Here is a 21,426-nt window from a genome sequence, read left to right on the forward strand (position 1 = left end):
CTATCTCCCGTAGACGAAGCGCGGACCGAGCCAGTTCATGAGCCGGCGCACCGCGATCGACAGCACCAGGTACAGCGCGGTTGCGATGATGAAGGCCTCGAACGCGCGGAAGTTGCGGCTCTGGATCACGTTGGCGGCAAAGCTCAGCTCGGGCGTGGAGATCTGGCCGCACACGGCCGAGCCCAGCATCACGATGATGATCTGGCTCACGAGCGAGGGCCACACTTTCTTCAGCGCCGGGGGCAGCACCACGCGCGTGAAGGTCTGCATGCGGTCCAGCGCCAGGCTGTGCGCGGCCTCGATCTGCCCCTTGGGCGTGGCGTCGATGCCGGCGCGGATGATTTCGGTCGCATAGGCCGAGAGGTTCACCACCATGGCGATGACGGACGCCGTCTCCGGCGTTAGCTTCACGCCCGCGGCCGGCAGGCCGAAGTAGATGAAGAACAGCTGCACGATGAAGGGCGTGTTGCGGATCAGCTCCACGTAGGTGCCGACCACCCAACGCAACCACGTGGGCCCGTGCGAGCGCACCCAGGCGAACGCGATGCCGATGGCCACGCCGATCAGCGCGGCGATGGCCGTGAGGGCCAGCGTCCACAGCACGCCGCTCAGCAGCAGCGGCCATTGCGCCAGCACGGCGCCGAAGTTCAGTTCCACCCGCATGGTGCGCTGCTCTGTCGTGGTGCGGTGGTGCGGCTTACTGCGGCAGGTCGCCGGCCGGCCGGCCCAGCCACTTGACGGCCATCTTGTCCAGATCGCCGGCCTTCTTGGCCTCGGCAATGATCTCGTTCACGCGCGCGCGCAGCTTGTCCTCGCCCTTGGCCACGCCGATGTAGTTGGGCGAGACCTTGAGCAGCAGCTTGTACTCGGTGCCCAGCTGCGGGTTCTTGGTCATCATGTTGCCGGCCACCGAGGCGCCGGTCGCAATCGCCTGCACCTGGCCCGCGACGAAGGACGAGACCGTGGCGTTGTTGTCCTCGAAGCGCTTGATGTCGGCATTGGGTGGCGCGAGCTTGCTGAGCTCCTGGTCTTCGATGGCGCCACGCGTCACGCCCACGCTCTTGCCGCTGAGGTCGGCGAAGCTCTTGATCGGCAGCGTCTTGGCGGCGAACACGGCCTGGAAGAACGGCGAGTAGGCGGCCGTGAAGTCGATCACCAGTTCGCGCTCGGGGTTCTTGCCCAGCGAGGAGATCACGAGATCGGCCTTGCGGCTTTGCAGGTACGGAATGCGGTTGGTGCTGGTGACGGGCGCCAGCTCCACCGCCACATTGAGCTTGCCGGCGATGTAGTTCGCCATGTCGATGTCCAGGCCTTGCGGCTTGAGGTCGGTGCCGACGAAGCCGTAGGGCGGGAAGTCGGTGGGGATGGCGATGGTGATCTTCTTGGCCTTGATGACGTCGTCCAGCGCGGTCTGCGCATGGGCGCCGGTGGCCAGGCAGGCAAGGGCGGTGAAGGCAGTGGCAGCCAGCGCGAGGCGGCGGGTGGGGTGGCTCATAGCAAAGCTCCGAGATAGGTGGATGGTTCGTCGGGCGCGGTGCCCGAAGCTGGTGCGCCGGCAGGGCGCGCGGCGCGTGCCCGTCTTGTACGCAAGACTTGTGCCTCAGAGGCGTCGACCGGGCCTGCCACGGGCGCGAGCGCCTGGCGCAGCTGGGCCAGAGGGTCGTAAGCGATGGGCAGGCGCAGCGCGTCCTGCACGGTGCCGATGTGCGCGGCCATCAACTGCTCGGCCTGCGCGAAGTCGCCGCGCTCCAGCGCCGCGACGATCTGCACATGGTCTTCGCACGAGGCCACGGCGTTGTGCGGCGACTGGTAGAGCATGGCGATCAGCGTGGTGCGCGCCGTGAAGTCGCGCAGCGTGTCGGCCAGCAAGGTGTTGCCCAGGCATTCGGCCAGGCACACATGGAAGTCGCCGAGCAGGAAGCTGCGCATGCCCACGTCGCTGCCCGTGAGCGCGGCCTTCTCACGCGCCAGGTGCGCCTTGAGCCGTTTCAGTGCGGGCTTGTGCACCGTCTTGAGGCTGCGGATCAGCCCGGTCTCGATCACGCGGCGCGCCTCGAAGGCCTCGCGCGCATCGTCTTCGGAGGGCTCGATCACATACCAGCCGCGCCGCGCGCTGACGGTGACGATGCCGCGCGCGGCCAGCCGCGTGAGGGCCTCGCGCACCACGGTGCGGCTGCAATCGAACAGCATGGCCAGCGGCTGCTCGCCAAGGCGGGCGCCGGGCGCGAGTTTCTGCGCCATGACGGCTTCGACGATGCGTTCACTGATTTCGGATGCGCTGGCCATGCACCTGCTTGAGCAGGTTCCGTGCCGGCTGATATACAAGCTGCGTGCACCAAAGCGGGCACGCGGCACGCCAAGCGGGCGTCAGCGGATCGGCATCGCGTACATGAGCCCGCCGCGCTGCCACTGTGCGTTGAGCCCGCGCGGCAGGCCCAGTGGCGAATCCGGCCCCATGTTGCGCGCGAACATCTCGCCGTAGTTGCCCGTGGCGCCGATGGCGCGCACCAGCCACTCGCGGTCCAGGCCCAGCAGCTTGCCGGTGTCCTCGCTGTGGCCCAGCATGCGCAGCACCTCGGGGTTGGCATTGCCCTTTTGCTGGCCGACGTTGGCCTGCGTGATGCCGTGCTCCTCGGCCGCGATCAGGCCGTAGACCGTCCACTTCACGATGCTGGCCCAGGCGTCGTCGCCGCGCCGCACCATGGGGCCGAGCGGCTCCTTGGAGATCAGCTCGTTCAGGATCACGTGCGCGGCCGGGTCGCTCGCCGTCATCTTGCGCACCGACGCCAGGCCCGAGGCGTCATTCGACGTGGCGGTGCACTCGCCTGCCATGTAGGCCTTGTGCACGTCCTCGGAGCTCGTGAAGGTGATGAGCTTCAGATTCAGCCGGTTGGCGCGCGAGAACTCCCGCAGCGTCCTCTCGGTGTCGTTGCCGGCCCGCACGCACACGGTCTGTCCCTGCAGCTGCCGCGTGCTCTTGATACGGCTCTTGAGCGGCACCATGAAGCCCTGGCCGTCGTAGTAGGTGGGGGTGGTCACCTGCACGCCCATGGCGGCGTCGCGCGACATCGTGAACGTGGTGTTGAACGACAGGATGTCGATCTCGCCGGCCTGCAGGCTGGGCAGCCGCCTGGATACGTCCAGCGGCACGTACCGCACCTTGTCGGCGCTGCCCAGCACGGCGGCCGCGACCGCGCGGCACACGTCCACGTCCATGCCAGCCCACTGGCCGTTGGCATCTGGATGCGAGAAGCCCAGCAGACCGGTGCTGACGCCGCAGCGCAGCGCACCGGCGGCGCGCACGGCGTCCAGCGTGGGGCCAGCCTGCGCGGTCGCGGGCAGGGCTGCGGCGCAGGCGGCAAGCAGCGCAGTGCGCAGGATGGCGTGGGCCATGTCGACGCCCAGGCACAGGAGTGCGCAGGCCGGCGCGCAGGTGGCGCGGTGCAGCCAGCGGTGCATGCCCCGGGCGTGCAGGGCGGTTCGTCGATCGGACATCCGGTCACCGTGAGGAGGTGGTGCGCGATGCGTCGCGGCGCGGCTTCATCGCACCGGCAGAGCGTAGTGCAGTCCGCCCCGGTTCCACAAGTACTTCAAGCTGCGCGCACGCCTGGCGTGGCCCGCGCGCCCGCCCCGGCGCGGAACGAGGTGCCGGCGGGGTCGCGCATGTCGTACCTTCCGGTTGCACGATGCTGCGGCTATTTCCGCAGCGCAACATGCAGTCATAGAATGCCGCGCACCCGCCGCTTCGAGGATCGCCGCACTCCATGGACGCCGACGAACGCTCTGTCAGTCCCTTCAAGCCCGCTCCGGCCTGGCTGGCCTACGCCGTCGGCCCGGTGCTGATCATCGTGCTGGTGTCCCTGCTCGCCGGCATGGCGATCTGGACCGAGCAGATGCGCTACCGCGAGCGCGCCACCGCCAGCACGCAGACCATGGCGCGCCTGACGGAGACGCAACTGTCCGACACTTTCGACAAGATCGACATCTATCTGCAGCTCGTCGCGTTGCAATACCGCGACGGCCTGACGCTCGACACCGGCGGTGCGGCGCCGTCTGTCGTGCAGCGCTTACCGCTCATCGATTTGGACAGTGTGAAGGTGGCCGACGCTGCGGGCCTGGTCCGCGCGCGCCCGGTGCCGTCGCGTAGCCGGCCGCAGAGCGTGGCCGAACAGGACTTCTTCAAGCGCGCCATCGCCGAGCCCGACTCCGACATGGTCATCAGCGGCCCGCAGCGCCCGGCCGACGGCAGCTCGCCGGTCATGGTGTTCGCCCGTGCGGCGCGTGACGGTGCGGGCACGCTGGTCGGCGTCGTCTACGCCAGCATGAGCGTGCCGCATTTCGACAGCCTGTTCGCGGGCATCGAGCTGGGCACCAACGGCGCGGCCGTGCTGCGCACGGAGGACCTGCGGCTGGTCCACCGCCATCCGACCAGCGACGAGGCCCGCGAGGCGGTGGGCTCCACGCGCATGTCGGGCGCGCTGCGCGAGGCGCTGGCCCGACAGCCGAACGACGGCCAGTACGAGTCCACCAGCGTGCTGGACATGCGCGAGCGCGTGGCCGTGTACCGCAAGCTGCGCAACTACCCCTTCTACGTGATCGTGGGGCAGGACACGCACGAAATGATGGAAGGCTGGCGCATCAACGCCTTGCTGTTCTTGGCGCTGGCCGGCATCACCATCGCGCTGACGCTGCTGGCCTGGTATGCACCGTACCGCTGGTCGCGCCAGCAGATCCAGGCCATGCACAACCGCTTCGAGGCCATCGTGCAGACCTCCTCGGACAGCATCGTGAGCAAGACCGTGCGCGGCATCGTGACCACCTGGAACCGCGGCGCCCAGCAGATCTTCGGCTACACGCCCGGCGAGATGTTGGGCCGCCATGTGAACCGCCTGGCCCCGCCGGACCGCCGCGACGAGGAGGCCATGCTGGTCGACCGCGTGCGCCGCGGAGAGCTGGTCGAGGCCTTCGAGACCGTGCGCGTGCGCAAGGACGGCTCGCTGGTCGACGTGTCGATGTCGGTCTCGCCCGTGCTGAACGACCGCGGCGCCGTCGTGGGCATCTCCACCATCACGCGCGACATCAGCCGCAACAAGGCGCTGGAGGCGGAGATCCGCGCCATGGCCTTCAACGACCCGCTGACCCGGCTGCCGAACCGGCGCCTGCTGATGGACCGGCTGCGGCAGGCCCAGCTGTCCAGCGGCCGCCAGCGCAGCTTCTTCGCCGTGGCCTTCATCGACCTGGACCGCTTCAAGCAGGTCAACGACAGCTTCGGCCACGAGGTGGGCGACCAGCTGCTGATCGAGGTGGCGCGCCGGCTGCAGGCCGCCGTGCGCCAGCACGACACGGTGGCGCGGCTGGGCGGCGACGAGTTTGTGGTGCTGCTCGAAGACCTGGGCGCCGACGAGAAGTCCGCCGCCGACCACGTCAACACCGTGGCCGACAAGATCCTGGACACCATCGAGCGCGACTTCCACCTGCGCGGCAAGCTGCACCGCTGCTCGGCCAGCATCGGCATCCGCCTGCTGGTGGGCAGCCAGGACAGCCCCGAGCAGGTGCTGATGGACGCCGACGCGGCGATGTACCGCGTCAAGCACCAGCGCCGCGCGCTGCGCTCGTTCGCATTCGAGTGAGCGGGGCGGCTGCCGCAGCCGCACCGCACCCCCCAACCCGCAAGCAAGGGCACCCCATGGCACACGAGCACCACGAGCACCCGCACGAGCCGGCCTGGAAGCACGACGGCGTGCGCGTCGTCCCTGGTAACCAGCTGGACGGCAACACCGCGCAGACGCCCGGCATGGACCGCAAGGCCGCCATCAACTTCGCGCGCGTAGGCGCTAGCAAGCTGTGGGCCGGCACTGTGACCATCCACGCCAACGCCAAGACCGGCGCGCACCACCACGGCCACCTGGAGAGCGTGATCTACGTGGTGCGCGGCCGCGCCCGCATGCGCTGGGGCGAGCAGCTGGAGTTCACGGCCGAGGCCGGCCCGGGCGATTTCATCTACGTGCCGCCCTATGTGCCGCACCAGGAGATCAACGCCAGCGAGACCGAGCCGCTGGAATGCGTGCTGTGCCGCAGCGATGGCGAGGCGGTGGCCATCAACCTGGACATCGCGCCGGTCGAGAAGCCCGACACCGTGCTGTGGGTCGACCCCACGCACCCGCAGGGCGGCATCTAGCACCGCGCCGGCCGCGCCGATCAGCGCGGCTAATGGACGATGGCATTGGCATCCGCGCGGCCTGCGCAGGGGTGGCCGAAGGGGCTTCGCCGCCACAATCTCGCCCACAACGAACGAGCGCGGAAGGGCGGGCATGAAGATTCTGATTCTGGGCAGCGGCGTGATCGGCACCACCGCGGCGTGGTACCTGTCGCAGGCCGGGCACGAGGTCACCGTCGTGGACCGCCAGAGCGGCGCCGGCATGGAAACCAGCTTCGCCAACGCCGGCGAAGTCTCGCCCGGCTACTCCGCACCCTGGGCGGGCCCGGGCGTCCCGGTCAAGGCCATCAAGTGGCTGCTGATGCACCACAGCCCGCTCGTGATCCAGCCCTTGATGGACCCGTCGATGTGGCGCTGGGGCCTGTCCATGCTGCGCAACTGCACGGCCGCGCGCTACCGCGTGAACAAGGCGCGCATGGTGCGCCTGGCCGAGTACAGCCGCGACTGCCTGCAGGCGCTGCGCTTGGATACCGGCATCGCCTACGACGAGCGCAGCCAGGGCACGCTGCAGCTGTTCCGCACCCAGGCGCAGCTGGACGGCACGGCCAGCGACATCGAGGTGCTGAACCAGTACGGCGTGCCCTACGAGGTGCTGGACATGGACGGCTGCGTGCGCCATGAGCCCGCTCTGCAAGGCGTGCGCGCCAAGTTCGTCGGCGGCATGCGCCTGCCGGGCGACGAGACTGGCGACTGCTTCCTGTTCACGCTGCGCCTGGCTGCGATGGCGCAGGCGCATGGCGTGCAGTTCCGCCAGGGCGTGCAGATCCAGGCGCTGGAGCATGCGGGTGGCGACATCACGGGCGTGCGCACCGACGCCGGCCTGCTGCAGGCCGACCGCTACGTGGTGGCGCTGGGCAGCTTCTCTCCGCTGCTGCTCGCGCCGCTCGGCCTCACGCTGCCCGTCTATCCGGTCAAGGGCTACTCGCTCACGCTGCCGATCATCGACCCGTCCGGCGCGCCGGAATCCACGGTCATGGACGAGACGCACAAGGTGGCCGTCACGCGGCTGGGCGACCGGATCCGCGTGGGCGGCACGGCCGAGCTGACCGGCTACGACACCAGCCTGAAGCCTGCGCGCCGCCGCACGCTGGACCATGTGGTCACCGACCTGTTCCCGCGTGGCGGCGACCTGGCACAGGCCAAATTCTGGACCGGGCTGCGCCCGATGACGCCCGACGGCACGCCTGTGATCGGGCCGACGCGCTACACGAAGCTGTGGCTGTCGACCGGCCATGGCACGCTGGGCTGGACCATGGCCGCCGGCAGCGGGCGGCTGCTGGCCGACTGGATGGGCGGTGCCAGGCCAGGCATCGACACCGAAGGCCTGAGCCTGGCGCGCTACTGATTCCTCAGCAGTGCGGCCAGGTCGGCGCCCTGCAGCACGCGGATCGGCGCGCTGCGCGCGAACGCGGTGGCGTTGTCGCTGAGCGGCCCCAGGCTCAGGAACACGGCGGCGTCGGCGTCGTGGGCCTGGCGCGCGGCGTCCAGCTCACGCAACGGCTCCACGCCCTGGCGCGCGGCCTTCCAGCGCTTGGCGCAGACCAGCGTCGTGCGGCCGCCCTTGTCCAGCACGAAGTCGGCGCCGCCGCTGGTACGGCGCACCGTGTAGCCCGCGCTGCGGTAAGCCGCCTCCAGCTTGGCGCCGAACTCCGCCCACGACATGGCCGCGGCCTGGGCCAGGCTGGCCTCGACCTGGCGGGCGCTCGGCGCGCCCCACTGGCGTGACAGCGCAATGCCGCCGATCACCACGAACGGGATGGCGCCCAGGGCACCTGCCAGCGCATACTCGCGCGGCAGCAGCGCCATCGCGACCGTGAAGATGCCCGCCGCCACGAGAAAGCTGATCCACCAGCGCGAACGCAGCAGGATCGCGAACAGCGAGTTGTCGGCCATCTTCCATTTCATGCGGGTCTTTTCCAGGTGCGCGGAGAGGCCCGGTTTGTAGCACGCCGCAACGGCGGTTCGCGAACACAGTTCTGCCACATTTGGCCGGGGCATCTGGCGCCCAATCGTCAGATGGCCTTATCTGAAGGGATCTCACGCGTGTCCGCAGACGACGGAAAAGTGCTCGAGCCCTCCGCCGCCCTCGGCATGCGGCCGGGCGCCCCCTCGGCCACGCGCATGCGCACGCAATGGTTGCTGCTGGCGGCCGTGCTGCTGAGCGCCCTGGCCGTGCTGGCCATGGCCGCCTTCGATCGCTTCCAGGCCGACAGCTTCGAGCAGCACATGCGCCCGCTGCGCCAGCTCGGCGTGGCGCGTGCCGAACTGGCGCCCCAGGTGCCGCGCCAGGGCGGCCTGGCCACCGACACTGCCAGTCCCGGCGCCGACCAGACCGCGCGCGCCAACTGGCTGCATCTGCTGGAGCGCCTGGCCGTGCTGGGCAGCATGATGGCGGCCCAGCCGGTCGGCATCCCGAACACGCTGGCCGACCAGGCCCGCGCGCTGCACACGCACTGGGCCAGCGCCGACCTGGCGCGCGCCCCGGGCCGCGAGGGCGACGACATGCAGGCGGCCCTGACCAGCTTGTTGCAGGAAATCGACCGCGTCGAGCTGCGCACCGAGGACAACCTCGCCCAGCTGCGCGAATCGCAGAAGAGCTGGTATGCCGCGGGCTGGACGCTGTTGGCCGCGGCGCTGGTCGCCGCTGGGCTGCTTGCCCGGCACTGGCAGCGCCTCTGGCATGCGCTGCAGGCCAGCGCTCACGAGGCGCAGGCGCAGCACTGGCGCATGCTGGACATCCTGCCCCAGCTGATCTGGATCTGCGACGCCAACGCCAAGGCCGACTTCCTGAACCACCGCTGGGTGCAGTTCAGCGGCCAGCCCATGGACCAGCTGATCGGCGAGGGCTGGCTCGGGCTCGTGCACCCAGACGACATCGACCGCGTGATCCGCGAATGGCGCGATGCCCAGGCCAGCGGCGCGGAGCATCTGCCCGACTTCCGGTTGCGCCGGGCCGACGGCAGCTACCGCTGGTGCAACGCCCGCTTCGGCGTGGCGCGCGATGAGCAGGGCCGGCCCGTGCGCTGGTTCGGCACCAGCATGGACATCCACAACGTCTACGAGGCGCACGAGGCGCTCAAGCGCAGCGAGCAGTTCCACCGTTCCACGCTGGCAGCCCTGAACGAAGGCGTGATCACCTTTGACGACCAGGCGCGCGTGACGGGCTCCAACCCCGCGGCCCAGCGCATGCTGGGCCTGCGCGCCGACCAGCTGCAAGGTGCCTTCTCCCCCGCCTGGGGCCTGGTGCTGAAGGACCAGGACGGGCAGCCGCTCACCACCGACAAGCTGCCCACCACCCGCGTGCTGGCCACCGGCCAGGCGCAACGCGACCAGCTGGTCGCGGTCACGCGTGCCGACGGGCTGCGGACCTGGGTCTGCGTGAACGCCGAGCCCGTGCACGGCGGGCCCGATGGGGCGCTGAGCGCCATCGTGTGCTCGTTCGGCGACGTGAGCGCGCAGCGCCGCGAACACGAGGCCAGCCTGCTGCAACGCGGCCAGCTCGAAAGCGAAGTCGATGCCCGCACGCGTGAGCTGCAAGTGTTGAACCTGCAATTGCAGGAGACGGAGCGCTTCGCCCGGCTGGTGGCCGACAGCGTGCCGGGCCGGCTCGTCTACTGGGACAGCGCGCTGCGCTGCCGCTTCGTGAACCGCACGCAGTCCGAGTGGTTCGGCGAGGCGCCCGAGCAGGTCATCGGCCGCACGCTGCGCGAGATCCGCGGCAACGAGTTCGTGGAGCGCGCCGCCGGGCGCATCAACGCCGCGCTGGCCGGCGAGACGCTGGAGTTCGAGCAGGTGGAGTACAGCGTGCGCGGCGTGCGCGCCGACACGCGCGTGCAGTACATCCCCGACCGGCGCGAGGGCGAGGTCAAGGGCTTCGTGGTGCTGGCCACCAACGTGACGCGCCACAAGCAGGCCGAGCAGCTGCTGCGCCTGCGCAACGAGCAGCTGGAGCAGGCCCGCGACCGTGCCGACGCCGCCAACGATGCCAAGACCACGTTCCTGGCCAACATGAGCCATGAGATCCGCACGCCCATGAACGCCATCCTCGGCTTCACGCACATGCTGCGCCGCGACATCGAAGACCCGGTGCAGCAGCAACGGCTGGGCCGTATCGCCGGGGCCGCCGGGCATTTGCTGCAGGTCATCAACGACATCCTGGATTTGTCCAAGATCGAGGCCGGCAAGCTCACGCTGGACCGCTCGGACTTCTCGCTCGACGCGCTGCTGGCCCGCACCAGCGCCATGGTCACCGAATCGGTGCGCGTGAAGAACCTGGAACTCGTGGTGTTCGCCGAGCCCGTGCCCGACCTTCTGCACGGCGATTCCACACGGCTGATGCAGGCGCTGCTGAACCTGCTCAGCAACGCTGTCAAGTTCACCGAGCGCGGCGTGATCACGCTGCGCGTCGAACTGCTGTCACAGAACAAGGACGAACTCATGCTGCGCTTCGAAGTCCGCGACACCGGCATCGGCGTCGGGCCCGAGGCCCTGGCCCAGCTGTTCACGCCCTTCGCGCAGGCCGACGCCTCGCGCACGCGCGAGCATGGCGGCACCGGCCTGGGCCTGGCCATCACGCGGCGCATCGCCGAGCAGATGGGCGGCGAGGCCAGCGGCCACAGCACGCCGGGGCAGGGCAGCCGCTTCTGGTTCACCGCCCGCCTGGGCCTGGCCGAACGGCAGGAGACGACCGACCTCACCGCCCTGGCCGGCCTGCGCGCGCTCGTCGTCGACGACCTGCCCGAAGCCCGCGAGGCGCTGGCCGACATGACGCGCAGCCTGGGCCTGCGCGTGGACAGCGCCGACAGCGGGGAGCAGGCGCTGGAGCAGGTCGCCCATGCGGCCGAGACCGGCGCCCCCTACGACCTCGTGCTGCTGGACTGGGCCATGCCCGGCCTGGACGGCCTGCAGACCGGCGCCCGCCTGAGCGAGGCGGCGCAGCCCCCGCGCGCCATGGTGCTGGTCTCCGCCAACGAGCGCGCCTCCATCCACCAGCTGGCGCGCGATGCCGGCTTCGGCGCCGTGCTCATGAAGCCCGTGACCTCCTGGCTGTACCGCGACGCGCTGCTGCGCCTGCTGGCCGCCGCGCCGCCTGCCGGCGCCGCGCCCGTGCCGCAGGAGCGCGCACGACCCCAGCTCTCGCGCACCGCTGGCGCACGCATCCTGCTGGCCGAAGACAACCCCGTGAACCAGGAAGTGGCCGTGCAGCTGCTCGAGGCCGCGGGCGTGACCGTGGAAGTGGCCGCCGACGGCGAGGAGGCGCTGCAGATGGCGCTCAGCCGGCCCTACGACCTGGTGCTCATGGACATGCAGATGCCACGCATGGACGGCCTGGAAGCCACGCGCCGCATGCGGCAGGAGCCCACGCTGGCGCACCTGCCCATCGTGGCGATGACCGCCAACGCCTTTCCCGAAGACCGCCAGGCCTGCCTGGACGCCGGCATGAACGACCACCTGGCCAAGCCCGTCGACCCGCGTGTGCTGCAGGCCGCGCTGGTGCGCTGGCTGCCCGCCCCGCTCGAAAGCAGCCGCGTGCCGGCGCCCGCGCCGCTGCCGCCGCCCGAAGCGGCCCCTCAGGACGTGCCCGCGCCCGTTACCTCGGCCCAGATCCTGGCGCGCATGGCCGACCTCGTGGACCTGCCGCAGGCGCTCGAATACGCCGCCGGCCAGCCAGACATCCTGCTGCGCGTGCTGCAGCAGTTCGTTGCGCACTACCGCGACATGGGTGCGACGCTGGTGGCCCAACTGGCGGCCGGCGACCGCGAAGGCCCGGCGCGCAGCCTGCATTCGCTGCGGGGAGTGAGCGGGATGATCGGCGCCGGACGGGTGCGCGAGATGACAACGTCGCTCGAGTTGGCGTTGGTCGAGGGGGCGGCGCTGGAGGGGTTGCATGCGCCGGCGGCGGCGCTGCGGGCCGAGCTCGATGCGCTGGTCGGTGCGGTGGCGGACCGGCTGGGGTGAACTCCGGGCCGATCATCGGCTGAACGCGAACTCGCAGACGCGCCCGGTCAGCCGTTGCCCGACCCCGCTGTTCGGTTGCAACTGGGCCTTGACCCGGTAGGTGTACTCCTTGCCGCGCTCGGCATCGTGGATCGCGTACTTCGCATTGCTGACGATGCCATCCAGACGCAGCACCGCACTTCCATCGAGGTTGATCTTGCCGTGCAGGTAGTGCCAGCCCGGCTCACCCGGCTTGCCATGCGTGGCACGCATGCGGCCGTTCTGGATCTCCGCCGGGAACCGATGGGTGTACCCCTTGGCATCGTCGTCGGCGGCATTGTGGGCAGGGCATGTCATCACGACGGACCATGCGCCATCGAACACGGTTTCCTGGGCCTGCGCCGCCGCAGGCCCGACCAGGCAGGCAACGACCGGGAGGCACGCCACGGCCTTGTGCACAAGAGGAAAGTTCATCAACTGTTCCACGTGTGGCCTGGGCTCGGCCGGACGGGCCTACTCGTCCAGCCGCTCGAACCGATACCCAAACCCATAAATCGACACCAGCTTCCACCCATGGCTGCCATCGAGCTGCAGCTTGCGCCGCACGCGGCTGACGTGGGTGTCCACGGTGCGCATGTCCACGTCGGCTGACACGCCCCAGACCTTGTCCAGCAAATAGTCCCGCGACAGCAGCTTGCCCATGTTCTGGAATAGGCAGACCGAGAGGTCGAATTCCTTTTGCGTCAACTCCACGGCCTTGCCGGCGACGGCCAGGCGCTGGCGGGCGATGTCGATCTCGTATTCGCCTGCGCGCAGCACGGGCAGGGCGTTGGGGCGGGCGCGGCGTGACGCGGCGGTGATGCGGGCGAGCAGCTCCAGCGGCTTGGCGGGCTTGACGATGTAGTCGTCGGCGCCGGCCTCCAGCGCGGCCACGACCACGGGCTCCTCTTCGCGCGCGGTGATGACGATGCTGGGCATCTGCCAGCCCACGGTCTTGCGGATCCAGCGCAGCACCTCGCCGCCGTTGCCGTCGGGCAGCATCCAGTCGATCAGCGCCAGGTCGAAGGTCTCACCTTGCAAGCCAGTTTCGAACGCGGCGACCGTGTCGAAGCACTTGCAGCTGTGCTGGCCCTGCTGCACCAGCATGCACAACAGCTCGCGCTGCACGGGGTCGTCTTCCAGGATGGCGATATGCATGACGTGTCCTCCCTGCTGCATCTTCGTGGATTTGTAACTGATTTTGTTGTAGTGGTTCTGCCTATAGGTACGATTTTCGGCCAGATTGGGGTCCGATTCGCTGGACGGTCAGAATCAGGCGCACGGTGCTCTGCCGTGCAACTCCCATACCAAGGAACCGAACCACATGACTTCCAGCCATCTGACCCTGGCCTACTGGTGCCTGCTGGCCGCCATGGTGCTGCCCTACGTGACGGCGTGGATCGCCAAGGCCGGCGCCTTTCGCCCGGACGACAACCGCTCGCCGCGCGAATGGGCGGCGCGCCAAGGCGGCTGGCGTGCGCGGGCCATCGCGGCGCAGAGCAACGGCTTCGAGGGCCTGCCGCTGTTCATGGCCGGCGTGATCGCGGCGCACCAGTTCGGCGGAGCGCAAGGGCGCATCGATGCGCTGGCGCTGTCGTACGTTTTGTTGCGCGTGGTCTACATCTCGCTGTACATCCGCGACAAGAGCTCGCTGCGCAGCCTGGTCTGGGTGCTGGGCCTGGCGGTCAGCGTGGCGCTGTTCTTCGTCGCGCGCTGAGGGGCCTAAGATGCGCCGCCCGGCGCTCGTGCCGGCATCACCCGAGACACTCCCATGACCATTTCCATGTACCAGGCCAGCGTGCCCCGCTTCGTGAACATCCTCGGCAACCTGTCGAAGATCCTGGACAAGACGCAGGCCCACATCGATGCGAAGAAGATCGCTGACGCCACGCTGACCGGCTACCGCCTGTTCCCCGACATGCTGCCGCTGACGTCGCAGGTGCAGATCGCCTGCGATGCGGCCAAGGGCGTGGTGGCGCGGCTGTCGGGCGTGGACGCGCCGGTGTTCGAGGACAACGAGAAGACCTTGGCCGAACTGAAGGAGCGCATTGCCGGGACCGTCGCCTTCCTGCAGAGCGTGCCGGCCGAGAAGATCGACGGCACGGAAGACAGAGCCATCGTCGTGCGCCGCGGCGAGAAGGAAACGCACTATGTCGGCCTGCAATTCCTGCTGGGCCATGCCGTGCCGAACTTCTACTTCCATGTCACGACCACGTACAACATCCTGCGCCACAACGGCGTGGAGATCGGCAAGCGCGACTACCTCGGCAACCCCTGAGGCCCGCCCGGGCCAGGTGATGGGCCGGAGAATCTATTCAATCAACTGAGTAGATCATTGATTTTGATGGATTTTGTCTAGAATCTATCTATTCAATCCATCATCCATGCCGAGCAATTCGACGTCCACCGCCGCCGCGCTGCAGGCCTTGCGCCAGCAGGGCGGCGTGGCGAGCAGCGCCGCGCTGCAGCAGGCGCTCGGCGTGAGCCAGCCTACGGTGTCGCGCGCGCTGGCGCCGCTGATCCAGGTCGGCACGGTGCGCAAGGTGGGGGCGGCGCGTTCGCAGCGCTATGTGCTGCCGCGCACGGTGGCCGGCGTCGGCGCCGAGGTGCCCGTCATGCGCGTGGACGCCCAGGGTGAGCCCTCTCCGTTCGGCCGCATGCTGCCCCTGGAAGGCGGCGGCTTCTGGGTCGACGAGGCCGATGGCGTGAGCGAGCGCCATGCCGGCCTGCCCTGGTTCCTGGACGACATGCGGCCGCAGGGCTTCATGGGCCGCACCTTCGCGCACGCCCACCCCGAATTGCAGCTGGGCCACGACCCGCAGCACTGGAGCGACGACGACGTGCTGCGTGCGCTCGCCCTGTTCGGCGACGACCTGCCGGGCAACCTGATCGTGGGCGAGGCCGCGTTCCAGCGTTTCCACACGCTGGCGCAGCGCGCCTCGCGCGTGGAGACCGCGGCCGACTACCCGCGCCTGGCCGACGCCGCCATGCGCGGCACGCACCCGGGCTCGTCGGCCGGCGGCGAGCAGCCCAAGTTCTGCACCATCCGCGCCGGCCGGCCGGTGCTGGTCAAGTTCTCGCCGGCCGATGCCACGCCGCTGGCCGAGCGCAGCCGCGACCTGCTGGTGTGCGAGCACCTGGCCTTGCAGACGCTGGCCGCCGACGGCCTGCCGGCCGCGCGCACGCAGATCCACACCGGGGCGGGGCGCGTGTTCCTGGAGTCCGAGCGCTTCGACCGCAGCGCGCAGGCGGGCCGCATCGGGCGCATCGGCATGGTGTCGCTGCAGGTCTACGACGCCGAGTACGTGGGCGAGATGGACAACTGGGCGGCCACGGCCAACCGCATGGCCGCCCGCAGGCTGCTGCCGCAGGCGGATGCCGACACGCTGCGGCTGCTGGAGGCCTATGGCGTGCTGATCGCCAACACCGACCGGCACTACGGCAACATCTCGCTGCTGCTGGACGCGGGCGGCGACTGGACGCTGTCACCCACCTACGACATGCTGCCCATGCTCTACGCGCCCGTGGGCGGCGAACTGGTGGCGCGCGACTTTGCCGCCCGCCCGCTGCAGCCCACGGCCGCCACGCTGGCGCAGTGGGCGCGGGCGCGGGCCCTGGCGCTGCGCTTCTGGCAGGCCGCGGCGGGCGATGCACGCATCTCGGCCGGCTTCCGGGCCATCGCCGCTGCCAACGCCGCGCACCTGGCCACGCTCTAGAAGCTGATGTCCACCACCACGTTGTCGGTGTAGACGCCGGGCGGCGGGTTGCTCTGGTCGGTGTAGATGCGGGCCGTGTACGGGATGGTCTGCACCGTCGTGCCGTTGGCCGGCGCCGGGCTGCTGGCGCGGGCCGTGCCGACCTTGCCCCAGACCGTGGTGTCGGCCTTGAAGATGTCGTACTGCAGCCGGTTCGTGCCCGAGGCCATGCGGCGGCGCCCGCCGCTGGGGTACAGGCCGTCCGACAGCCCCACGGTGTAGGTCATGTCGCGGCTGCACAGCAGCTGGATGTTCTGCGACACCGTCGCGAAGCTGGCCACCAGCGGCGCCGTGCCGAAGTTCACCGTCGGCGCCGTCACCGTGCAGTCGTTGGTGACGACCAGCGTGACCACGATGGACCGCAGCACGGGCGTGGTGTTGGGATTGCCCAGGCAGATGCCGAACGCGCCCAGCAGGCCCTCGCAGATGGCGGTGGGCGTCCAGGTGAACTGGATCGTGTCGGTGTAGGTGCCCGCGGGGATGTTGGCGCCCGGCGTGACGGCGATGTAGAAGGGCACGGTCTGCGCATTGCCGTTGCCCAGCAGGTTCAGCACCTGGGCGCCCTGCAGGTTGACCTGCACCAGGCCCGTGAACGCCGTCGTGTAGCCCGCGTCGCGGTAGATCTGGTAGGGGATGGTGTAGCCGCCTGCGGCCTTGAGCGTCAGCCCGGTCAGCGCGGTCGTGAATTCGCCCCGGATCGAAGGCGTTCCGCTGGCAATCGCCAGCAGGTTGCCGCTGCACGCGAACGAGAAACTGGCCGAGGTCTTGATGGCCGCGGTGCTGTAGACGTTCTGCGAGGTGTACGAGCCCAGCGGCCCGCCGGTCTCGGTCGCTGTGCACGCATGGGCCGCGGGCCCGGCCAGGCAGGCGAGCACTAACAGCAGCGCGCGCAGGAACGATGGATTGGGCATGGCAGGCGTCCTCGTGTTCGGTGAATCAATGCCAGCGGCTCGCCATCGCCAGCGACGGCAGGGGGCGGCAGACCAGCGGCCCGATGCGCGCGACGCCGGGCTCGGTGTTGGGCAGGTCGAAACGCACGCGGCAGGGCGTGAAGCCCGCGCCGCGCACCAGCAGCTCGTTCTCGCGCGCCAGGCCTTCCAGGTAGACCTGGCCGTCCCATCCCAGCGTGGCCGTGCGGCCCGAGCCCACGTGCTGCACCAGCAGGCCCACCGGCAGGTGCTGCCGGTCTTCGTTGACCAGCGTGATGTTGGCCGCCAGCACCTGCTGGATCTCAAAGCGCAGCAGCGCGCCGCTGCCCGCGCGCAGCAGCACACGCTGCTCGGCCTGCTCGGACTGCATGAATTCGGGCAGCTCCAGCGTGTCGATCTCGAAGCGGGCCGGGTAGTAGGCGTTGACGCCGGTCACCAGCAGGTGGCCGCGTGCATCGGTGCTGCCGATGACCTGGTTCTCAAAGCGCACCGTGACGCCGGGCACGCCGGTGGAGACCAGCGCGAACGCGTCGTTGATGCGGTTGGCGGCGAACCAGCTGCCGTCCATGACCACCAGCGAGCCCGTGGCGCCGGCCCAGGTGGCGCTGCGCCCGCCCTGGGCATAGGCGCCGCCTTGCAGCTGCGTCGTCTGGCCGCGCCAGATCGCGCTGGCCTGGCGGTAGTCGCTGGGGCCGGCGCTGTTGGCGTACGACACGTTCCAGCCCAGCCCCCCGGAGGGCGGCGGCGTGCGGCTGTACTGCAGCTGCGTGCCCGTGCCGTTGCGGTCGCGCGTGGCCAGCGTGCTGACGGCGCCGTGCTCACCCAGCAGCAGCGTCCACTGCAGCTGCACCGTGTAGTCGCGCCCGCCCACCGCCTTGTTCAGGTTCAGCGACACGAAGCTGTGGCCGCCGATGCCGCGCGACCACGAGGCCGTCGCCAGCCGGCTGCGCTGGCCGTCCAGCTGCGCGGCGTCGAAGTAGCCCATGGCCACGGCGCCGGCCTCGCCCAGCGCCATGCTGAGCGTGGCCTGCGTGGTGCTGCGCCCGCCGCCCGAGGTGTCGTCCAGCTCCAGCCGGGCCAGGTCGCGCCAGCCGCGGTTGCGCTGCGTGTGCTGCACCGCCAGGCCGAAGCGCTGGGCGTTGTACTGGTAGCCCAGGCTCCACTGGTGGCCCTCGCCGCCATGCGCAACGGCCGCGTTGAGCACGCCCACATGGCCCAGCGTGAACACCGCGCCGGCGCCGGCCAGCGCCAGGTCGCGCGCCAGTTCGGTGCGGGCCTCCAGTGTCAGCGTGTCGCTATAGCCGTAGCGGTAGTTGCCGCTGGCCACGGGCGGGCCGTAGCCGAAGCTGTCCACGCCGTAGCGGCGCCGCAGTGCGCCGGCCGAGAAGCTGTAGTCGGTGCTGCCGGTCTTGAGCAGGGTGCTGGCCACATAGAACGGCACGGTGGTCAGCACCTGGCGGCCCAATGCGTCGGTGGTCACGACCGAGGCCTCGCCCGCGCCGTTGATGAAGGGCATGGTGTTCAGCGTGAACGGGCCGGGCTGCACGCTCTCGCGGCCGGCGCGCTGGCCGTTGATGAACAGGTCCACCGCCGACGGCACGGCCGCCTGGCCGGAAAAGCGCGGCAGCGGGAACGGTACCAGGTCGGGCCGCACCGAGAAGTTGCGCGCGATCTGGATGCCGCCGATCCGCACGGCGCTGCCCCAGGGAAGCGTGCCGGTGATCAGGTCGCCGGCCGTGTAGGTGCGCACGGCCTCGGTATCCGAATAGCGCCAGGTGGTGTCGTAGCGCAGGTAGCCGTCGGCGCCGCGCTGCGCCTGCGCGCCGTGGGTGCGGCGCACGATGCCGGTGTTGGACGCCAGGCCCCAGCCGCCGAACCAGCGCTGCTCGGTCCACAGCGAACTGGTGGAGCCGTCGCGCCCGGGGTTGCTGGCATAGAAGTCGTAGTTCAGCAGGAAGCCCTGGCCGGCCAGCGGCGGCAGCGGGCCCACCGGCCGGTCGTCGCCCAGCTCCTGCGACGGCAGCCAGTTCGGCGGCAGGTTCAGCTCCAGCCGCTGCGCGATGCTGTCGTAGCGTACGCCCAGGCCTTCGATCAGGTTCACGTCCACCAGCTGCGCGCCCGTGGCCGGCGTGCGCACATGCAGGGCGCGCAGCGTGTCGGCGGCGACCAGGTAATGCCCGTCGCGCACCAGCACGGGCACGACCTGGCCGGTCGGCTGCTGGTTGATGACCAGCTCCAGGTACAGCGTGATGCCGGCAAGCGTGGCACCGGTGCCCGGCATCGGCGCCGGTGGCAGGCCCTGCGCGAGCGTGCGTGCCGGGGGCGCCAGCAGCGCGGCCGCCATGCCGGTGGACAGCAGCAGGGTGCGCATCGGCCGCCTGCTATTGCGCCGGCAGGGGCATGGGCGTTTCGCTGCCGTTCACGCGCGCATGCGGCACGTGGCCCATGGGCGGCGGCGTGGTGAGCTTCCAGCGCATCTCCGCGCCGGGCAGCACATAGCCCAGCAGGCCGGCGTTGATGGGCACGGCGTCGCTGCCGCGCACCCATTGCACGTTCGTCAGGCGCGCATGGGCCAGGCCTGCGTTGCGCACCACCAGGTAGTTGCCGTCTTCGGCGCGCTCGGTGCGCCAGCGCAGGGCGGGCTGGGCGGCGGTGGCCGCGTCGCGTGTGCGGTCGGGGCGCGGCTTGGTCCAGTGGCCCTTGCCCGAGACGAACAGCGGTACCGAGTAGCGGATCTGCAGCTTGATGCCCATGGCGCTGCCCTGGCGCGTGCCCTCGCCATCGGCCGGGTCGGCATTGGGCAGCTCGTCGACGAGCACGCGGTAGGCCTGCTCGGTGCCGGCCGGCGCGGGGCGGGTGTTCATGAGCCGCACCAGCTGGCGCTGGCCGGGCGGGATGACGGCCATCGGCGGGCTGGGCACGACGTTGTCCTGCGGGGCGTAGCCGTCCTCCCGCGTGTCCTGGTTCCAGGCCAGCACGCGCACCTGCAGCGACACGGGCTGGGCGCCCCGGTTCTCCAGCCACAGGGCGGAGGCGCGCTGGTCGTCCTCGATGACCGGGTCCAGCGGCCAGATCATCAGCGAGGATTGAGCCAGGGCGCCGGCCGTGCAGCCGGCCAGGGCCAGGGCGGCGAGCAGGCGCCGGCCGTGCAGGGCGAGGGGGGAGGTCAGGGTCATGGCGGGTCTCCTACCAACTGAACACGACTTGCAGGGTGTCCGTGTACTGCCCGGCCGGCAGGCCGGTGCCCGGCGCGATGGCGCGGCCGTACACGGGCAGCAGCGTGGGCCCGGCGCTGGCGTCCACGCTGACGCCCACGCCCGGCTGGATGAGCACGCTGCCGCCGGGCAGGGTCGTCAGGTTGTAGGGCAGGTAATAGGTGCCAAAGCGCATGCGGCGCTGTGCGCCCTGCGCATTCTGGCCCCCGTCGATGGTCATCGTGGCCGTGACGCCCGGCGTGCACTGCACCTGGGCCGGGCTGCCGGCCAGCGCGATGCTGGCGGTGTAGCTGCCGGCCTGCATGGCCGGATGGCTGCCGAAATCGAGCAGGCCGAAGCCGACGCCGGTGGTCTGCGACACATTGCCGACCACCCAGCAGCCGGACGACACCGTGGCGTTGACGGCGAAGGTGGCCTTGTTGTCCAGCGTCGTCAGGGCCTGCGCAGCCGGACCGATGGCGCTCAACGAGAGCGCCAGCAGCCCGCTTGCGGCCAGGGCCAGCCACCGCTTGGCGTGGAAGTGCAGCGTAGTTGCTCGCATTTCGAACTAATACTACGCGGTTTTAGAGCGATGCCCGCCCAAATAGGCGTGTGGTGGGCTTACCAGGCCAGCGTGACTTGCAGCACGTCGGTGTAGGTGCCAGCCGTCAGCGCAGCCGGGCTGGTCTTGTTCACCTTGGCGAAGATGGGCAGCGGGAAGGACGCGCCGNAGCGATGCCCGCCCAAATAGGCGTATGGTGGGCTTACCAGGCAGCGTGACTTGCAGCACGTCGGTGTAGGTGCCAGCCGTCAGCGCAGCCGGGCTGGTCTTGTTCACCTTGGCGAAGATGGGCAGCGGGAAGGACGCGCCGGTGCCTGGCAGCACCACGCTCACGGCGTTGGCGCTGGTCGGGTAGGGGGTGGCCAGGTTGGAGTCGCTGTAGACGTCGTAGGGCAGGTAGGTGGAGGTGCCCAGCTTCATGGCGCGGGCGCCCGTGCCGACCGCGCCGCCCTGGCCGGCGTTGTTGCCGGCGCTGACGCTGACGGACAGCGAGGTGACATCGGGCGAGCAGGTGATCTCGGTGGCGCCCGCRCCGCCGACGCCGCCGCTGGCCGTGGCCAGCAGCACGCCGGTGAAGGTGGCCGGCTGGCTGCCGAAGTCCAGCGTTCCGAAGTTCACGCCGGAAGTGCCGGCACCGGGGGCACCGGAGACGATGCAGCCGGACTGCAGGACCATCTTCGCGTTCAGCTGGCCGGCCATGTTGCCAGCGGCCTGGGCACCCGGGGCCACCATGGCCAGGGCGGTGGACAGAGCCAGGATGAACTTGGAAGTGGTGCGCATGGTGGGCCTCGTG

Annotated in this window: 18 protein-coding genes and 1 pseudogene; 7 read left to right on the plus strand and 12 right to left on the minus strand. The window is 70.1% G+C overall.

The genetic code is table 11. The features are described from left to right. The 4 genes from ASF43_RS16635 to ASF43_RS16650 form a co-directional block, all read right to left on the minus strand. Complete coding sequence (locus tag ASF43_RS16635) at positions 1–663, minus strand: amino acid ABC transporter permease (protein ID WP_056183267.1); 663 nt, start codon at positions 661–663, stop codon at positions 1–3. A 34-nt stretch (positions 664–697) separates the two neighbouring features. Next, positions 698–1,495, minus strand: a complete 798-nt coding sequence (locus ASF43_RS16640; protein ID WP_056183269.1) for a transporter substrate-binding domain-containing protein — start codon at positions 1,493–1,495, stop codon at positions 698–700. Then, complete coding sequence (locus tag ASF43_RS16645) at positions 1,492–2,286, minus strand: GntR family transcriptional regulator (RefSeq protein WP_056183272.1); 795 nt, start codon at positions 2,284–2,286, stop codon at positions 1,492–1,494. Before ASF43_RS16645 ends, ASF43_RS16640 begins: the two co-directional genes overlap by 4 nt. 81 nt (positions 2,287–2,367) lie before the next feature. Next, positions 2,368–3,393, minus strand: a complete 1,026-nt coding sequence (locus tag ASF43_RS16650) for an amino acid ABC transporter substrate-binding protein (protein ID WP_056183503.1) — start codon at positions 3,391–3,393, stop codon at positions 2,368–2,370. Between the two features lie 371 nt (positions 3,394–3,764). Between ASF43_RS16650 and ASF43_RS16655 the strand changes: the two genes are divergently transcribed. The 3 genes from ASF43_RS16655 (at position 3,765) to ASF43_RS16665 (ending at position 7,562) form a co-directional block, all read left to right on the plus strand. Then, positions 3,765–5,630: a diguanylate cyclase domain-containing protein gene (locus tag ASF43_RS16655; RefSeq protein WP_056183274.1), complete on the plus strand. Its 1,866-nt coding sequence runs from the start codon at positions 3,765–3,767 to the stop codon at positions 5,628–5,630. A gap of 56 nt (positions 5,631–5,686) precedes the next feature. Then, complete coding sequence (locus ASF43_RS16660) at positions 5,687–6,178, plus strand: cupin domain-containing protein (RefSeq protein WP_056183277.1); 492 nt, start codon at positions 5,687–5,689, stop codon at positions 6,176–6,178. A 133-nt stretch (positions 6,179–6,311) separates the two neighbouring features. Next, a complete protein-coding gene (locus tag ASF43_RS16665; RefSeq protein WP_056183280.1) occupies positions 6,312–7,562 on the plus strand; it encodes a D-amino acid dehydrogenase in 1,251 nt (416 codons plus the stop codon). Here ASF43_RS16665 and ASF43_RS16670 read toward each other — a convergent pair. Continuing rightward, entirely contained in the window at positions 7,556–8,122 is a 567-nt protein-coding gene (locus tag ASF43_RS16670; RefSeq protein WP_235578264.1) for a restriction endonuclease, read from the minus strand. The two genes, ASF43_RS16665 and ASF43_RS16670, sit on opposite strands and share 7 nt — an antisense overlap. Positions 8,123–8,260: 138 nt before the next feature. Between ASF43_RS16670 and ASF43_RS16675 the strand changes: the two genes are divergently transcribed. After that, a complete protein-coding gene (locus tag ASF43_RS16675) occupies positions 8,261–12,175 on the plus strand; it encodes a response regulator (protein ID WP_156373341.1) in 3,915 nt (1,304 codons plus the stop codon). Between the two features lie 12 nt (positions 12,176–12,187). Here the strand turns inward: ASF43_RS16675 and ASF43_RS16680 are convergent, their stop codons facing one another. Beyond that, entirely contained in the window at positions 12,188–12,640 is a 453-nt protein-coding gene (locus ASF43_RS16680; RefSeq protein ID WP_156373342.1) for a hypothetical protein, read from the minus strand. A gap of 27 nt (positions 12,641–12,667) precedes the next feature. Next, positions 12,668–13,351: a response regulator transcription factor gene (locus tag ASF43_RS16685; protein ID WP_056183292.1), complete on the minus strand. Its 684-nt coding sequence runs from the start codon at positions 13,349–13,351 to the stop codon at positions 12,668–12,670. A gap of 166 nt (positions 13,352–13,517) precedes the next feature. Between ASF43_RS16685 and ASF43_RS16690 the strand changes: the two genes are divergently transcribed. The 3 genes from ASF43_RS16690 (at position 13,518) to yjjJ (ending at position 15,909) form a co-directional block, all read left to right on the plus strand. Then, positions 13,518–13,910 (plus strand): MAPEG family protein, encoded by a 393-nt coding sequence (locus ASF43_RS16690; protein ID WP_056183294.1) that lies wholly within the window; start codon positions 13,518–13,520, stop codon positions 13,908–13,910. 54 nt (positions 13,911–13,964) lie between these two features. Then, on the plus strand, positions 13,965–14,471 hold the full coding sequence (locus ASF43_RS16695) for a DUF1993 family protein (protein ID WP_056183297.1): 507 nt from the start codon (positions 13,965–13,967) through the stop codon (positions 14,469–14,471). Between the two features lie 106 nt (positions 14,472–14,577). Continuing rightward, positions 14,578–15,909: a type II toxin-antitoxin system HipA family toxin YjjJ gene (gene yjjJ / locus ASF43_RS16700; RefSeq protein WP_056183300.1), complete on the plus strand. Its 1,332-nt coding sequence runs from the start codon at positions 14,578–14,580 to the stop codon at positions 15,907–15,909. Here the strand turns inward: yjjJ and ASF43_RS16705 are convergent. The 5 genes and pseudogenes from ASF43_RS16705 to ASF43_RS16725 form a co-directional block, all read right to left on the minus strand. After that, on the minus strand, positions 15,906–16,859 hold the full coding sequence (locus ASF43_RS16705; protein WP_056183302.1) for a spore coat protein U domain-containing protein: 954 nt from the start codon (positions 16,857–16,859) through the stop codon (positions 15,906–15,908). The genes yjjJ and ASF43_RS16705 overlap by 4 nt on opposite strands. Before the next feature lie 25 nt (positions 16,860–16,884). Beyond that, positions 16,885–19,248 (minus strand): fimbria/pilus outer membrane usher protein, encoded by a 2,364-nt coding sequence (locus tag ASF43_RS16710; RefSeq protein ID WP_056183305.1) that lies wholly within the window; start codon positions 19,246–19,248, stop codon positions 16,885–16,887. Between the two features lie 10 nt (positions 19,249–19,258). Continuing rightward, positions 19,259–20,053 carry a molecular chaperone gene (locus ASF43_RS16715; RefSeq protein ID WP_056183307.1) on the minus strand — a complete coding sequence of 265 codons (795 nt, stop codon included), beginning with the start codon at positions 20,051–20,053 and terminating at the stop codon, positions 19,259–19,261. 10 nt (positions 20,054–20,063) lie between these two features. Further along, positions 20,064–20,633 carry a spore coat U domain-containing protein gene (locus ASF43_RS16720; protein ID WP_056183310.1) on the minus strand — a complete coding sequence of 190 codons (570 nt, stop codon included), beginning with the start codon at positions 20,631–20,633 and terminating at the stop codon, positions 20,064–20,066. Positions 20,634–20,802: 169 nt separating this feature from the next. Next, a pseudogene (locus tag ASF43_RS16725) lies at positions 20,803–21,413 on the minus strand (spore coat U domain-containing protein); the annotation flags it as partial. Positions 21,414–21,426 lie beyond the last annotated feature (13 nt).

This window comes from Pseudorhodoferax sp. Leaf267 (assembly GCF_001422405.1).
Lineage (GTDB): Bacteria > Pseudomonadota > Gammaproteobacteria > Burkholderiales > Burkholderiaceae_C > Pseudorhodoferax.